General features: G+C 56.1%; 17 protein-coding genes and 2 pseudogenes. 7 read left to right on the forward strand and 12 right to left on the reverse strand.

Going from position 1 to position 15,123, the window contains the following annotated elements; genetic code table 11:
- A pseudogene (locus ACR0CE_RS19015) lies at positions 1–200 on the forward strand (bifunctional methylenetetrahydrofolate dehydrogenase/methenyltetrahydrofolate cyclohydrolase); the annotation flags it as partial.
- 27 nt (positions 201–227) lie between these two features.
- Here ACR0CE_RS19015 and ACR0CE_RS19020 read toward each other — a convergent pair.
- Positions 228–1,073, reverse strand: a complete 846-nt coding sequence (locus ACR0CE_RS19020; RefSeq protein WP_480483616.1) for an EamA family transporter — start codon at positions 1,071–1,073, stop codon at positions 228–230.
- A 129-nt stretch (positions 1,074–1,202) separates the two neighbouring features.
- Between ACR0CE_RS19020 and ACR0CE_RS19025 the strand changes: the two genes are divergently transcribed.
- Positions 1,203–1,652 carry a group II truncated hemoglobin gene (locus ACR0CE_RS19025; protein ID WP_480478526.1) on the forward strand — a complete coding sequence of 150 codons (450 nt, stop codon included), beginning with the start codon at positions 1,203–1,205 and terminating at the stop codon, positions 1,650–1,652.
- Between the two features lie 69 nt (positions 1,653–1,721).
- Here ACR0CE_RS19025 and glnT read toward each other — a convergent pair whose 3' ends face one another.
- The 6 genes from glnT to ACR0CE_RS19055 form a co-directional block, all read right to left on the reverse strand.
- Positions 1,722–3,050, reverse strand: a complete 1,329-nt coding sequence (gene glnT, locus ACR0CE_RS19030; RefSeq protein ID WP_480478528.1) for a type III glutamate--ammonia ligase — start codon at positions 3,048–3,050, stop codon at positions 1,722–1,724.
- A gap of 81 nt (positions 3,051–3,131) precedes the next feature.
- Entirely contained in the window at positions 3,132–4,460 is a 1,329-nt protein-coding gene (locus tag ACR0CE_RS19035; RefSeq protein ID WP_480483619.1) for an FMN-binding glutamate synthase family protein, read from the reverse strand.
- A gap of 20 nt (positions 4,461–4,480) precedes the next feature.
- Positions 4,481–5,164, reverse strand: coding sequence for a protein GlxC (locus ACR0CE_RS19040; RefSeq protein ID WP_480483614.1), 684 nt, complete (start codon positions 5,162–5,164; stop codon positions 4,481–4,483).
- A gap of 1 nt (position 5,165) precedes the next feature.
- Positions 5,166–6,095, reverse strand: coding sequence for a class II glutamine amidotransferase (locus ACR0CE_RS19045; RefSeq protein WP_480487935.1), 930 nt, complete (start codon positions 6,093–6,095; stop codon positions 5,166–5,168).
- Positions 6,096–6,242: 147 nt separating this feature from the next.
- Positions 6,243–6,458, reverse strand: a complete 216-nt coding sequence (locus tag ACR0CE_RS19050) for a hypothetical protein (protein ID WP_480483612.1) — start codon at positions 6,456–6,458, stop codon at positions 6,243–6,245.
- Between the two features lie 11 nt (positions 6,459–6,469).
- Positions 6,470–7,843, reverse strand: a complete 1,374-nt coding sequence (locus ACR0CE_RS19055; protein WP_480483611.1) for an ammonium transporter — start codon at positions 7,841–7,843, stop codon at positions 6,470–6,472.
- Between the two features lie 340 nt (positions 7,844–8,183).
- Here ACR0CE_RS19055 and ACR0CE_RS19060 point away from each other — a divergent pair, with 340 nt between their 5' ends.
- Genes ACR0CE_RS19060 through ACR0CE_RS19080 form a run of 5 tightly spaced genes read left to right on the forward strand, consistent with a single transcriptional unit; the run spans position 8,184 to position 12,547 of the window.
- Complete coding sequence (locus tag ACR0CE_RS19060) at positions 8,184–9,329, forward strand: aminomethyl transferase family protein (RefSeq protein WP_480545993.1); 1,146 nt, start codon at positions 8,184–8,186, stop codon at positions 9,327–9,329.
- Positions 9,330–9,384: 55 nt separating this feature from the next.
- Entirely contained in the window at positions 9,385–9,981 is a 597-nt protein-coding gene (locus ACR0CE_RS19065) for a dimethylamine monooxygenase subunit DmmA family protein (RefSeq protein ID WP_480487939.1), read from the forward strand.
- The gene (locus tag ACR0CE_RS19070) at positions 9,978–10,940 is read left to right on the forward strand and encodes a PDR/VanB family oxidoreductase (RefSeq protein ID WP_480508325.1); all 963 of its coding nucleotides are present in this window, start codon (positions 9,978–9,980) and stop codon (positions 10,938–10,940) included. The genes ACR0CE_RS19065 and ACR0CE_RS19070 overlap by 4 nt, the downstream gene beginning before the upstream one ends.
- A gap of 13 nt (positions 10,941–10,953) precedes the next feature.
- Positions 10,954–12,021 carry a heme-dependent oxidative N-demethylase family protein gene (locus ACR0CE_RS19075; RefSeq protein WP_480508327.1) on the forward strand — a complete coding sequence of 356 codons (1,068 nt, stop codon included), beginning with the start codon at positions 10,954–10,956 and terminating at the stop codon, positions 12,019–12,021.
- Between the two features lie 7 nt (positions 12,022–12,028).
- Positions 12,029–12,547, forward strand: a complete 519-nt coding sequence (locus tag ACR0CE_RS19080; RefSeq protein ID WP_480492855.1) for a GNAT family N-acetyltransferase — start codon at positions 12,029–12,031, stop codon at positions 12,545–12,547.
- Here ACR0CE_RS19080 and ACR0CE_RS19085 read toward each other — a convergent pair.
- The 5 genes and pseudogenes from ACR0CE_RS19085 to ACR0CE_RS19105 form a co-directional block, all read right to left on the reverse strand.
- A complete protein-coding gene (locus ACR0CE_RS19085) occupies positions 12,525–13,154 on the reverse strand; it encodes a helix-turn-helix domain-containing protein (RefSeq protein ID WP_480483605.1) in 630 nt (209 codons plus the stop codon). The two genes, ACR0CE_RS19080 and ACR0CE_RS19085, sit on opposite strands and share 23 nt — an antisense overlap.
- 238 nt (positions 13,155–13,392) lie before the next feature.
- Positions 13,393–13,515, reverse strand: a complete 123-nt coding sequence (locus ACR0CE_RS19090) for a hypothetical protein (RefSeq protein ID WP_480833463.1) — start codon at positions 13,513–13,515, stop codon at positions 13,393–13,395.
- A 189-nt stretch (positions 13,516–13,704) separates the two neighbouring features.
- Positions 13,705–13,836, reverse strand: a pseudogene (locus tag ACR0CE_RS19095) (IS481 family transposase); the annotation flags it as partial.
- Positions 13,837–14,106: 270 nt separating this feature from the next.
- Entirely contained in the window at positions 14,107–14,706 is a 600-nt protein-coding gene (locus ACR0CE_RS19100; protein ID WP_480833464.1) for a short chain dehydrogenase, read from the reverse strand.
- A complete protein-coding gene (locus tag ACR0CE_RS19105; protein WP_480833465.1) occupies positions 14,703–15,065 on the reverse strand; it encodes a MerR family transcriptional regulator in 363 nt (120 codons plus the stop codon). Before ACR0CE_RS19105 ends, ACR0CE_RS19100 begins: the two co-directional genes overlap by 4 nt.
- Between the last annotated feature and the right edge of the window lie 58 nt (positions 15,066–15,123).

Raw genomic sequence — 15,123 nt, forward strand, 5'->3', positions numbered from 1 at the left:
GCATCAACCGCATCGAGCGGGATGGCAAGACCAAGCTGGTCGGCGACGTCGACTATGCCAGCGCTGCCGAACGCGCCGGCGCCATCACCCCCGTCCCCGGCGGCGTCGGCCCCATGACCATCGCCTGCCTGCTGGCCAACACCCTCACCGCCTGCCGCCGCGCAAACAAACTCCCAGAACCAGAAGGTCTGACCGCCTGATAAACACGGGGGCCGGAGCGGGGCGTTTCAGAGTGCAAGGTACCCTATACCTGCAAATGCAACACAACATCCAAGCCACTGCTGAAGAGCCATTTTTTCCTTCAATATGGCCCAGGCCAGAACTACGGTTAACAACCCAAAAACGGATGCCGAGACCGAGGCAAATTGTGCATTGGGCAAACCACCCGCTGAGACCACGCAAAGGATGGCAACTGCATCCAGAACACCCATCACACATAACAGGGGCATCGCTTGGGGTCCGGGCCAGATTGCTTTTCCAGATGCCACAGCAACCATCCCCAGAGTCAGGATTGCCGCCAATCGGCTGACCAGCGAGACCGAGTACTCGTTGCTAAGCTCGGTTGCATATTGTCCTAGGGCAAAGGCCGCCGCGAAGCCGACGGCCGCAACCAGCGACAGCAGTATTGTTGGGCCTGTTGCCGGATACACCACCGCATCCCGTTCGGACTTGGCTGCGACCACGGAAACCCCGATGCCAATCGCAATGACGGCAAGCCAATGCAGCGGGCTGATAGTTGCACCCCGCCATATGGCCAGCAACACGGACAAGACCGGGTAACTCGCGACAAGTGGCGCAACCAACCGAACCGGGCCACGCTGAAAAGCGGCATACATGCTGATACCCGCCAACAGATAAAACCCGCCCGCGGCGACAGCGGTGAACACTGCGGCACCAGAAATCGAGTCAAATGTACCCAGCGTCACCGTCAGACCAAACTGAAGCACCGCGCCCGATATCAGCACGACCATCAGCGATGCGATCACGCTGACAGACTGGCTGACATAACGTACTGCCAGATCGTGTATCCCCCAGCAAAGTGCCGCGACCAGGCCAAGCGCCAGAGCAGTCATTTTGTCATCACCATCATCGGCTTCGTTTGAATCCGCTTGAGACCATGCATACGTCAAACTGTCACTGGTGTTAAACTTTTTTTCCTGCTATGCAATAATATTGAAGCCAAAGGCAATAAGAGGCAGCACATGACGTCTGCATTAGAGCAACTTGGCGGTGAGAGCCGGCTGCGCAGTCTGGTTGAGCGTTTCTATGATCGGATGGAAACGGATCCGGCAGTTTATTCCTTGCACAGGCTACACTTTCGCGGCCATGGGCTGAACCATACCAGACAGGCCCAGTTCGAATTTCTCAGCGGTTTTCTGGGAGGGCGGGCCTATTACCGCGAACGATTTGGTCACATGGACCTGCGTGAAATTCATGCGCATGTCCCTATCCGCGAAGCTGATGCCGAGCTTTGGCTGGAGACGTTTGACGCCGCGCTGGCGGATTGCGGCATGTCCGGTCCGGTTGTCGATAGGATGCGCGTGACGTTGCGCAGGGCGGCGCTCATGCTGGTCAATGACGTACCTGACTGGCGGCTGGAGGCGGATGCGGGCGCAGATGCCCGTGACACACAGCGTGAAAAGAGCGACTAACTTCGCGTGGCCATCGCAGAAACAGGGCCGCCTATGGCGCGGCCCCGATATGCAATCCTGCAATCCGACTTAGATATCGAGCGTGTTGTCTTTTTCCCAGCGCGAGAAATGGGAAACAAAAGAGTTCCATTCCTGATGCTTCATTTTCAGGAAGGCTGACGAGAATTCGGCACCCATCATCGCCTTCAGTTCTTTGTCCTTGTCGTATTCGCGCAGCGCATCAAGCATGTTCAGGGGCAGTTTCGGTGCACCGCGTACCTTATGGCCTTCGGCATACATATCGATGTCCCAGCGCTTGCCGGGATCGGCTTTGGACCGGATACCTGACAGCCCGGCCGCGATGATGACGGCCTGTAGCAGGTAGGGGTTGGTTGCGCCATCGGGCAAGCGCAATTCGAAACGTCCGGGGCCGGGAACGCGCACCATGTGCGTGCGGTTGTTGCCGGTCCAAGTCACCGTGTTGGGCGCCCAGGTAGCACCGGACATCGTCCGCGGCGCGTTGATGCGTTTGTAGCTGTTCACAGTGGGGTTGGTGATCGCCGCCAGTGCCGAGGCGTGTTTCATGATCCCGCCGAGGAAGTGCTTGCCGCGTTCTCCCAGACCAACCTCGCCGGTGGGGCCGTCACCCTCTCCTGCGAATACATTGGTTTTAGCGGCATCACCCGGCGCATCCCAGACCGAGATATGGGCATGGCAGCCATTTCCGGTCAGCCCTTCGACCGGTTTCGGCATGAATGTCGCCCGTAGCCCGTGTTTTTCCGCGATCGATTTTGCCATGAACTTGAAGAAGGAATGCTTGTCTGCTGTGCGCAGGACATCATCGAATTCCCAGTTCATCTCGAACTGGCCGTTGGCATCCTCGTGGTCGTTCTGGTACGGACCCCAGCCCAGGTCCAGCATGTAGTCACAAATTTCGCGCACCACATCATAACGGCGCATCACGGCCTGTTGGTCATAACAGGGCTTTTCGGCTGTATCAAACGGATCACTGATCTGTTCGCCATCCGGGGTCATCAAAAAGAACTCGGCCTCGATCCCGGTTTTGACATGCATGCCCTCGCTTGCCGCTTCGTCGATCAGGCGGCGCAGAACATTGCGCGGAGCTTGCGCGACGTCCTTGCCTTCCATCACACAGTTGCCCGCAACCCATGCCACCTCTGGCTTCCAGGGCAGTTGGATAACGGAAGACGGGTCCGGAACCGCCAGCATGTCGGGATGCGCCGGTGTCATGTCGAGCCAGGTAGCGAAACCGGCAAAACCAGCGCCATCTTCCTGCATCTCGGCAATGGCCTGCGCTGGCACCAGTTTGGCCCGCTGTCCACCAAACAGATCGGTGAACGAGATCATGAAGTATTTAACGCCTTTTTCTTTTGCGAAAGCTGCGAGATCTGTCGTCACGATTGCTTTCCTTTCCCTGTTGATTTTTTGATTTTCAAAGCAAGAACGCGGCCCCCATTCAGGAGGCCGCGTCGCATATGTTCAGAACCCTTCCTTGCCCGGGTACCAACTGGTTCCCGCTAAGGGCACCCGCGCCATCGCGGCGGCCTCCATGGTCAGGGCACACAGGTCCTCCGGCTCGAGGTTGTGCAGGTGGTTGTGACCGCAGGCGCGCGCAATGGTCTGCGCCTCTAACGTCATGACCTTCAGGTAGTTGCGCAGCCTGCGACCCGCTTCGACGGGGTTCAAGCGCGCGGCAAGCTCTGGGTCCTGCGTTGTGATGCCAGCGGGGTCGCGCCCTTCGTGCCAGTCATCATAGGCCCCTGTGGTCGTGCCCAGTTTCTGATACTCGGATTCCCATTTGGGATCGTTGTCGCCAAGGGCCACCAGAGCGGCGGTGCCAATGGCGACCGCATCGGCCCCAAGCGCCAATGCTTTGGCCACATCTGCACCTGTTCGTATGCCACCCGAAATGACCAACTGAACTTCACGATGCACACCCAGATCCTGCAACGCCTGCACGGCGGGGCGGATACAGGCCAGTGTGGGCAAGCCAACATGTTCGATGAACACATCCTGCGTGGCGGCTGTGCCACCCTGCATCCCGTCCATGACCACGACATCAGCCCCGGCCTTTACCGCCAGTGCAGTATCATAATAGGGGCGCGTCGCGCCGACCTTGACATAGATCGGCACCTGCCAACCGGTGATTTCGCGCAACTCAAGGATCTTGATCTCCAGATCGTCCGGCCCGGTCCAGTCCGGATGGCGACAGGCCGAACGCTGGTCGATGCCTTTGGGCAGGGTCCGCATTTCGGCCACACGGTCGCTGATCTTCTGACCCAGAAGCATCCCGCCACCGCCGGGTTTAGCGCCTTGCCCGACCACGACTTCAATCGCATCCGCCTTACGCAAATCATTCGGGTTCATGCCGTAGCGCGAGGGCAGATACTGGTAGACCAGCTTGGATGAATGACCCCGTTCTTCCGGGGTCATGCCGCCATCACCGGTTGTGGTCGACGTGCCCGCAGCAGATGCGCCACGGCCCAGAGCCTCTTTGGCGGGACCAGACAACGCGCCGAAACTCATACCCGCGATGGTGATCGGAATGTCCAACTTGATCGGATTTTTCGCAAAACGTGTGCCTAGCGTTACCGAGGTATCGCAGCGTTCGCGATATCCTTCCAGCGGATAGCGCGAGATGGATGCGCCCAAAAACAGCAGATCGTCGAAATGAGGGACCCTGCGCTTGGCTCCGCCACCGCGAATATCATAGATGCCGGTCGCAGCAGCGCGTCGGATCTCGGCATTGATGGGGTTGGAGAACGTCGCCGACTGGATCGGCAGGGTGCGGGGGATCTGATCGTCCATATCTTTCATACCCTTCTTCCTCAGTATGCGGCGGCGTTGTCGATGTCGAAATTGTACAGCTGCCGAGCCGAGCCGTAGCGTTTGAACTCTTCCGGTTTGGCATCACAGCCCGCCCGGTCCAGCAGGTCTTTCAGTATCTCCAGATGTTCGGGACGCATTTCCTTCTCGATACAATCGGCACCAAGACTTTTGACCGAGCCGCGCACGAACAGCCGCGCCTCGTAGAGTGAATCCCCCAGCGCATCGCCTGCGTTTCCGCAGACCACCAGGTTTCCGGCTTGCGCCATGAAGGCGGACATGTGGCCGATATTGCCGTGCACGACGATGTCGATGCCTTTCATCGAAATGCCGCAGCGCGAGCTTGCATTGCCCTTGATCACCAGCAATCCGCCATGGCCGGTCGCGCCGGCATATTGGCTGGCGTCACCATCGACGATGACCTGACCGGACATCATGTTCTCTGCAACACCCGGCCCGACGGACCCTTCGACCTTGATAGTTGCCTGCTGGTTCATCCCCGCGCAGTAATACCCGGTCGATCCCTTGACCGTCACCTCGATCGGCGCGTCCAGCCCAACGGCAATCGCATGGCTGCCCTTGGGATTTACAATTTCCCAACGGGTCTGGTTGGTCTCGGAATTTTGTGCCTGCAAGCAAGAGTTCAATCCGCGCAGCCCGTCTGCCTCTAGATCATAGGTCTGCATATCAGGCGGCCTTTTCGTGGGTTGTGGGGCTGTCGTTGTGCGACCAGAAATAAACGGTGGACGGTTCAGGTTCCCAAACTCGGGCATCTTCGATGCCGGGCAGGTTCACCAGGGCGCGATACTCGCTGCCAAAAGCCACATACTGATCGGTTTCAGCCATCACGGCTGGTTTGCACGCGATCGGATCACGCACGACGCCAAAGCCGTCCTTGGTTCCCACGACAAAAGTGAAGAAACCGTCCAGATCATCAATGCTGGATTCCAGAGCCTCGCCCAAGGTGGCACCATTCATCATCTTCCAGGTCAGGTAGGCTGCGCCAACTTCGGTGTCGTTCTCTGTCTGGATCGTTACACCCGCGCGGCGCAGCTTGCGGCGCAACGAGTTGTGGTTGGAAAGCGACCCGTTATGGACCAGACATTGGTCAGACCCTGTATTGAACGGGTGGGCACCCATTGTGGTCACCGCAGATTCCGTCGCCATGCGGGTGTGTCCAATGCCATGCGTGCCGCTCATTCCGCTGAGGTTAAAACGCTCGGCAACATCCTTCGGCAGGCCGACTTCCTTGTAGATTTCAAGGCTGTCACCACGGCTCATCACCCGGACCGACGGGCGGATCTCAGCCAGCGCGGCGCGTGCAGCTTCGAACTGACCGGCGGGAATTTCCAAAACGGCATGTGTGTCGTTGTTTCTTTGACCAACAGATGTGCCCAAGCTTTTGCCCAACTCGTCCGCAAGGTCGACAAAATCGGTTTCGGGGTTGGGGGACTGAACCGTAATCTTGGTTTTACCCGCCGATTCTGCGCCATAAATCGCAATACCGGCACTGTCGGGGCCACGATCTGTCATCGTGATCAGCATGTCTGTCAGCATATTGCCCAGTTGAGGAGCAAGGGACTGATCTTTGAGGAATAATCCAACAATTCCGCACATGGCTGGCAGATCTCCTTGTGTGTTTCGTTATGATTCGACGGTACCAATTATTCTGCAGGATATCAATAACAGCAGGAAAGTTTTTTTCCTGTCAGGCAATGGACGCATCCATTGATCTTGCGCCCATTGCCGGTCCTCAGAACCGGATCAATAACGATCCAGCTGTGCTTTTACTCTGTCTTCGTCTCCTGCGTGGCGGGCTTTTTCAAGATGCTCGCCCTCGCGGACAAATTGGATACGGTGCCAGCCGATCCAGAAGACGACGCCGATGATGACCATCAGAATTTCGTACCCCTGGAAGGGATAGACCGGGCCGACTTCGGCAAGATCAACGGCCCAACTTGTATATCCGATTGTAGACATAACCTTCTCCTCTATTTCGCGGCTGCGCCACGGGCGGCCAGCTCTTCTTTGTCAGCCGCGATGATCGCTGCTTTGGCATCTTCGTAGGCATGGTGTTCGGCGTAATCGAGGCCCTGAAGCTCAACCTCTTCCGGTATGCGAAGAACACCGGCAGCAGCTTGCAACTTGGCCACGATCCAACCGGGCATGAAACCCAGCACAAAGAACATTATGACTGCACCGGTGACCTGTCCGACCGGATTGATCGTCGCATATCCTTCGTAAGGCGAAGACGGGACACCCCACAGGACAAACCCAGCAATGATGAGGCCAATGACACCTGAGTACCCGTGCACTGCAACCGCCCCGACAGCATCATCCAGCTTGAACCGGCGTTCGACCCAGTAGTGCAGCTTGTAGACAATCACGACACCGATCGCGCCGATGATCATCGCCTGGATCGGGTGGTACAGGTCATTCCCTGCGGATGCGGTGATAACACCGGCCAGCCCGCCCGAGAACGTCCAGAAGGCATCGCCTTTTGAAACCACATACGCCGCCATCAACCCACCAGACAGAGACATCAGGAAATTGAAGGTAATCGCCGAGAGAGTCGTCGGAGCCAGATAGATGTTTGTTGCCGTCCAGGTCACGCCAGTGATCTGCCCGTCAATCGCCTCGGGAGAGATCACCGGAACGTTGCAGGCAGCGTAGAAACCCCAGAAGCCGGTGTAGATCAGGAAAATCCCGATCGTCAGCATCCACGGATTGTGAGGTGGAATATCCCGAGGCGTTCCGTCCTTAGCAAACTTGCCAAGGCGCGGACCCAGAACCATGATCACACCAAGCGCATACCCCCCCGCGATCGCGTGAATAACGCCGGATGCATAGGCATCATGATACCCCAGAACACGCACCATCCAGCCAGCATAGTGCCAACCCCATGCGGCATCGATGATCCAAAAGACCGACCCGATCAGCACCGCATGTACCCAAAGGGCCGAAGATCTGATCCGCTCGATCACCGAGCCGGAAACGATCGAGGCCGCGGTCCACGAAAACAGCAAGAATGCGGCCCAGAAGACCCCTGTGATTCTGTCGCCAAGGTTGGTGGCCATTGTGTCGGCCCAAGGCAGATTCGCGGCACCCGCTTCTGCATCCAGACCGCCCCAGAACGGAAAGTTCGGAAAGGCCCAATAGATCCACCATCCAAAGAAGAAGAACGTGACCGTCACCAGCGGGATGATCATGATGTTTTTCATCAATGTGTGCATGTGGTTACGCGCTCGGCTGGCGCCGACCTCGTACATGCAAAAGCCCACATGGATGAGGAACATGAAGACGACCGTTACCCAGTAATAAAACTCGGTAAAGACCGTCGTGAGTGCGTTTAGATTACCATCCACTTCGTAGTCTCCCTGTTGTTGCAGCAGGAGGTCCGCCCGCGCAGAATTTCCTGCTGGGAATATTTATCTACTCAGAGGACATTTTCATTTGCGACCTGTCAATAGATATGTGGGGCAAACACCTTTTAGGCCTGTCCGCGACCTACGCTTTGGCACACCAAAAACGGACCTAAACATTTGACAAACAACTAACAAATTCCTTTCTCAGGAATGTTTTCAGGGTGCAAAAATTGCAGGCAAATATTCCCAGCAGGAAAATTTTCTGCACTCAGGTGTTGATTTTCAATCCAACATCGGCCTCAATGTGGCCAACAAAAACGATCAACGGGAGACCTGAACCATGGCCATTCTTTGGAGGACGTCGGCCCTTGCGCAGCGCCATGCCGAGATCGGCGGCGAGCTTGAGGACTGGAACGGAATGGGGACCGCTTGGTTCTATGACCACAGCCCTGAACGTGCCAAAGCGGACTACGAAGCCATCCGCACCAAAGCTGGTCTTATGGATGTGTCCGGTCTGAAAAAGGTTCATGTGGTTGGCGAGGATGCCGCCTATGTTATTGATCGCGTCACCACGCGGAATGTGGAAAAAATCATGCCGGGCCGATCGACCTATGCCTCGATCCTGAATGCTGAAGGCAAGTTTGTTGATGACTGCATCATCTATCGTCTGTCGGTGAACACATGGTTGGTGGTGCATGGCACCGGAACAGGTATGGAGCAGCTGACATCCGTGGCGGCAGGCAAGAACTGCTCGGTCATTTTTGACGACGACATGCATGATATGTCGCTGCAAGGGCCAGTTGCCGTTGATTTCCTGGCAAAGCATATCCCCGGCATTCGTGACCTGGCTTATTTCGGCATCATGCAGACCAAGCTTTATGGGTGCCCGGTGATGGTTTCGCGGACCGGATATACCGGTGAGCGTGGGTACGAGATTTTCTGTCAGGCCAAAAATGCTGTGCATCTGTGGGACAGCATTCTGGCTGACGGCAAGGACATGGGCATCGTACCAGTCCAGTTCTCGACACTCGATCTGCTGCGCACCGAAAGTTACCTGCTGTTCTATCCGGGCGATAATTCGGAAACCTATCCGTTCGATGGTGAGACATGTGGCGATACGCTGTGGGAACTGGGTCTGGAATTCACTGTCTCGCCCGGCAAGACCGGCTTTATCGGCGCCGAGAACCATTATGCCTCGAAGGGCAAGGAACGGTTCAAGATCTATGGCGTCAAGTTGGAAGGCACGACACCGGCGAATGAGGGCGCGGACCTGCTGCAGAACGGTGAAAAGGTCGGTGTTGTCACCTTTGGCATGTATTCCGAAATCAACGGGCATAACGTGGGTATCGCGCGGATGCCGGTTGCCTGCGCATCGCCCGGAACCAAGCTGACGGTGCGCAACGGAGATGGAACGGAAATAGCGGCGACTGCGGAAGAGATGCCGTTCTACGATCAGGATAAATCGATCAGAACCGCAAAGGGCTGAGTTTCAGGGGGCGCAACGGGCATACCGTGGCGCCCTTTTCCTATTTGAGGGTACAATGTCAAAGTTCGAATTTCCCAAGTCAATCACAAGCCGACCGATCTGGGGCACGCTGGAAGCTCGCAAGGGTGACCATCATCTCATGATCGCCGAAGCCGAAGGCGCCGAAGCCGTTCTCGACATCGCGACGCCTGATCTGATGGCCAAAACGCACCTGATCTATATCCCCAAAGGGACGGACTACTCGGAAAGGTTGCAGGCGCTGAACCCCGCGCAGTTCTACGAAGGACCTTCCTATGCGGCCGCGCTGCAACGCATCCGCCGCGTACTGGAGGACGCGCATATGGGACTGCAGGTCTATCTGAGCGGTACTGAGGGCATGATGGGCCAGGCCATGAACGAGGTGACAGCAGTCGGCCTGCCACACACGGCAATACAGACCGAGCATCGCGGTTCAGTTGCACGCCGGATGCAATGTGTGCACTGCAAAGGCATCACCGAAGATGTCGAGGTTGATCCATTTGTCTGCTCGCATTGCGGGCTGAATCTGTTCGTGCGCGATCACTACTCCCGCCGGCTTGCCGCCTATCAGGGTGTCCGCGTCGACGCCGAAGATCATGGCAACGTGCCCGAGCCGAAAGGGATTTACGAATGAGCGGTGCCGAGAAAATTCAGGTCAAAGTGACCGAAATCACCCCGCTGAATGAACTGGTGACGCGGTTCCGGTTCGAACGCATCGACGGCGGTCAGTTGCCAACATTTTCCGGCGGGGCGCATACCGTTGTCGAAATGAAGGATGGCGGTATCACACGGCTTAATCCTTATTCCCTGATGTCCGACCCGTTTGATCAGTCATCCTATACGATCTCGGTCCGCCGTGATGATGAAGGCAGGGGCGGTTCTTTGTTCATGCACCGTCAGGTCAAGCTGGGTGATGAAATGACCATCAGCTACCCGGTCAACCTGTTCTCGCTTGACTTGCGCGCCCGCAAGCACCTGTTTCTGGCCGGTGGCATTGGCATCACGCCCTTTCTGGCGCAGATCAAGCAACTCGAACTGCTGCACGGGCACTGGGAACTGCATTACGCGTGCCGCAACACGGCATTGGCGTCTTATGCCGAGCAACTGACAGACAGGCATCCGAATGAAACCCATCTGTATTACGACGACCAAAACCAGCAGATTGATCTGAAAAACCTGCTGAGCGGGCAACCCTTGGGAACGCATGTTTATGTCTGCGGTCCCAAGGGCATGATTGATTGGGTGCGCAACACCGCCGCTGCCGAAGGCTGGCCCGAGGATTGCGTCCATTACGAAGAGTTTCTGGCACCGCGACCCGGCAAACCGTTCGAAGTGCGGTTGGCCACATCGGACAAGGTTATTCATGTGGGCGAGAATGAAAGCCTGCTGGAGGCGATCGAACGTGAAGGGGTGGATGCACCGTATCTGTGCCGCGGCGGGGCCTGTGGCCAATGCGAAACAGTTGTGCTGGATCATGATGGCAATTTCGTTCACCGCGACCACTGGCTGACCGATGAGGAAAAGGCAGCGGGCAAGAAAATCATGCCCTGTGTATCGCGTTTCGAGGGCAAGTCCCTCGTGCTGGACCGCTGAGAGGAGGCCCAACATGACCATTCAATTCAACGACGAGTCCTTCCGCGACGATTATACGTTTCATAACTCGGACTGGGCGATAAAACGCTTTCCGTTTCCGTTCCACGAAGACAGCTACATGTATTCGGTCAACATGGAACAGCATCGCGGCGGGCCCGAAGGGTCAGTCTATGAAAAGCGGTTCGATGTGGACGAACATTACGTTTCGGAAATGAAAGACCGCGCCATCGTTCTGGATCAGGACCCGCTGCGTTGCCAGTCTTTGCCACACATGACATTGGCGGGTTGGGACATTCTGGAACTGATTATGGTTTGCAAGTCCGAGGATTACCCGGATCTGTTTGAACTGCACCGCAACGGCAACCAGTGGCGCTGGATCAACAAACCATTGGGGATTGATCACAGCTTTACCTTCATGGATGAAACCACCCTGCCCTGCGGGCCGATGGAATATATCACCCGTCAGGCCCAGGGTGACTATGCGGTGCTTGATCAACGTGACGACATGCTGTGGATGGATGCCGGAATGGTGACCACCCAGGCCGACTGGAGCCTGGATTTCGACATTGGCATGAACTTTTTCGAATGGCACGCCCCGGTACCACTGGCCCACGAGATGGGTATCTTTCAGCGTGCGCTGAAATTCTTGCTGAGTATTCAGCAGGGCGCACCCGCACGCCGCCTGAACTGGACCATGACGGTCAACCCGCTTTTGGATACCAGCCCGGAGAACTACCATAAATGGGGTATTCAGAAAACCACGCTGACACCGGAGAATATTGGCCAAAAACAACATCTTCGGGTCGAGTTGCAGACATTCTTCCGACTACCGCGTTCAAACGCGCTGTTATTCCCAATCCGCTGTTATCTGTGTAGTTTTCAGGATCTGATGACTGTACCGAAATGGGGTCGTCGCCTGCATCGTGTTGTTCGTGATCTGCCAGTGGAACTGGCAACCTACAAAGGGTTCATCGACAACCGGCCGCTGATGCTGGACTATCTCAGCCAGTTCGACGACGGGTTGCCCACCTCGCCCGGGATCTGGCCGGATCTGGAAACGGAACCCCCCTTGTCAAAGTAAACCGGCAATGTCAGGTGTCTTGGCTGTTATGACTGATCCAGACAGAACACCGTGGCTCATCCCGAGCGATGACTTCGCTCTGTATGACGCTCTGGCGCTGCTGCGCGAGTCCTTTCGGTACATGGATGCTCGGATCGACCCTCCGTCGTCCATCCATCGTCTGAACGTGGACGGAATGCTTGCGCATTGTCAGAGTGGCGGAGAAATCTGGGCCATCGGCCGACCGCTTTTCGCCTGCATGTTTCTAACGCCCAAGCCCGACAGCTTGTACCTTGGAAAGCTGGCAGTGAAGGACGGATTGCGGGGACAGGGTATTTGCCGGTCCTTGGTGGATCATGCTGCAATCCGCGCAGCGCAGCTTGGCCTACCCGCGCTGGAACTGCAAACGCGCGTGGAGCTCACTGAAAACCATCGCATATTTTCCAGGCTTGGGTTCACGATTGTCAGCACGGGCAGCCATGAGGGATATGACAGACCCACAGATTTCCTGCTACGCAAGCCGATCAGTTTGTCTGCGGATAGCTGATCACTGAAAGATAGCGTGCCGGCAGATTGACCAACCGTTCCGGGCCGTGGGGTGCGTCGGCGTCAAAGAACAGGGTATCGCCGGGCTTCAGGGGATAAATCTGGTCCCCGTGGCGGTAGTCTACCTCGCCTTCAAGCATGTAAATAGTCTCAATTCCGCCATGTTGGAACGTCGGGAACACATCGGATTCAGCAGTCAGTGTGATCAGGTAAGGTTCCACGATTACACCTGATCCATTGGCGCCGATATGGCCAAGCAGGTTGTACTGATGGTTGGCGCGAGTTCCCTCGCGCTCCAGTTCGACCCCTTCACCAGCTTTCGTATGAACCGCCTCGCGGCGTTCTTCAAACTGACGGAAAAAGCTAGTCAGAGGAACCGAGAGCGCATCCGCCAGCAATTGCAGGGTTGTCAGAGAAGGTGACGTGTTGCCGTTTTCGATCTTCGACAACATGCCGATTGACAACCCAGTTAGCTGAGCCAGGTCTGCAACCGTGATGTTCTGCTGTTTACGAAACGCTCGAACCTCGCGACCAATGGCGACTTCGAGAACTTTTTCCCTGTCACCCGAACGAACCGAATGCGGGTCCTGACTCAGATTTATCGCCATGTCTTTGTCTTTTTTTTTCAATTTCACTCTTTCAACGTCTTGCTACACTTGTCCAAACCGGTTCTGCAACCAGGCGCGGCGCAATAGCCCATCCAATTCGGACCACAATAGCACCAAGCTTTCCTGATAGTAAAATAATCATGCTGACAGAGAATATGAGCACGCTGTCCAATCGCAGGAACCGCTCCGCTGCACGCAGGTGTTTTGCCAAAACGCTGGACTGCCAGGTTTCACTGCATCAATCTGAAATCTCGGCTAAATCGACCCAGCGGTTTTCTTGGGTCGATTTCAGTAATGCGCCACAGAAACGCATTTCGTAGTGACCGTCTTCAAATGTCGCCAGTTGCGTAAAGTGCGACATGCTGCCTGTCGTCAGGGAATTTGAGACAGTTGGCCGCCTGAGCTAAGAGAGGATCAGGCTCACCTGGTTGTTTTGACTATGCGTCGGATTTGAGGTGGAGCAAACGCCGGGTTTCGATTGTCTTTTGTTTGGTCCTTCCTCGTTGTCTTAGAATGGTCTGCCCGCGTCCGAAGTAGACATCGGCCGGGGTTAGGTGTTCAGTTTCGGCATCTGGTGGATTGGGTTCAGGATGGATCGATCTGGTTGTGATGTCCAGATTTTGCAGATGTATTCATATGCTGCGAGACCGCTGAGCGTCTTCAATCTGAAGGCAAAGTTGTAGGGGTCAATTGCGGAAGAGTGTGGAATCCAACGCTAAGCAAACAATGACGCCATTGCGGGACAGGGCGAAATGACACTCTGAGCGATTTCGTGTTGCGCGCGCTCACAGCACCTGTATGCCGCAGGGACGGAAATTTCAACGCCGCGGTGCAGCGCGGAGACCGGCCATTCATCGACTGTGCAGCAGTTTTCGGACACCCAATTTACGAGTCGCGGACGAGAGTCCTATTTCGCTGCGGTTGCACCAACGTCCGGTCGCACGACGGGTTTCTAGTCAACGATCACCACCTGTCCTGTGAGAGCACCCTCGACACATTTCGCATATGCCAATCCAACATGATGGGATGAAACCGGCTTGTGGCCGTGAAACCATGCGCCGTAACGTGGCGCGGACACGTCCAACATGCCCGGACTGACAACATTGACTCTCAACCCGCGCGGCATCTCGATTGCAGCGCTCTTTACGAAGCCTGCCAATGCTCCGTTAGCGGTTGCCGCATTTGAACCCATTCTGATCGGATCGCGATCAAGAACACCGCTTGTCAGAGTGAAGGAACCTGCATCCGAAATGACGTCCAGCCCAGCCAGGACAAGGTTCACTTGCGCCATAACCTTTTGCTGAAGACCCACCATGAAGGTCCCTTGGGTCATCTGCGGCAACGGGGCAAAGGTCGCGTCGCCTGCACAGGACACCACAGCATCGAAATTGCCGAGGCTTTCATACAGTGATTTCACCGCGTTTAAGTCACTTGAATCGACCCGATGGTCCCCACTTGAACGCCCCACTGTGACGATTTCATGCCTTTGCCGAAGCTCCTTGCAGGCAGCTTGTCCAATATCACCACCTGCTCCGACTACGATAATTCTCATGCCTGATCCTTCAATATCTCATCATAACGTTTCAGTTTTCGATTTAGGATCACGCGGCATCGGTCCAGATCGGCCTGTCGATCTTCCAGGCGGCGGCTATGTGCCAAAAGGGCAGCTTTGCGCTCAGGGACTTTGACGTCGCCGGATGCGTAAAGCTCCGCAAAAGCCCGCATTTCTGCCAAAGGCATACCTGTCGAACGAAGGGACGCCAGTAACTCTAACCAATCGGCATCTGTCTTCGAGAATTTGCGCTTGCCATCCGCGCCGCGTTGGACGAATGGACACAACCCCGATTTCTCATAGAAACGAATTGTTGAAACGCTGAGTCCGGTGCGTTCTGCAACTTCTGAAATCATCATGCGTTCTGATCCTCTCGCCCAAGTCCCTACCTACCTGAAGCTACTTCAGGTCAAGCAA

The organism is Ruegeria sp. L11 (assembly GCF_056531755.1).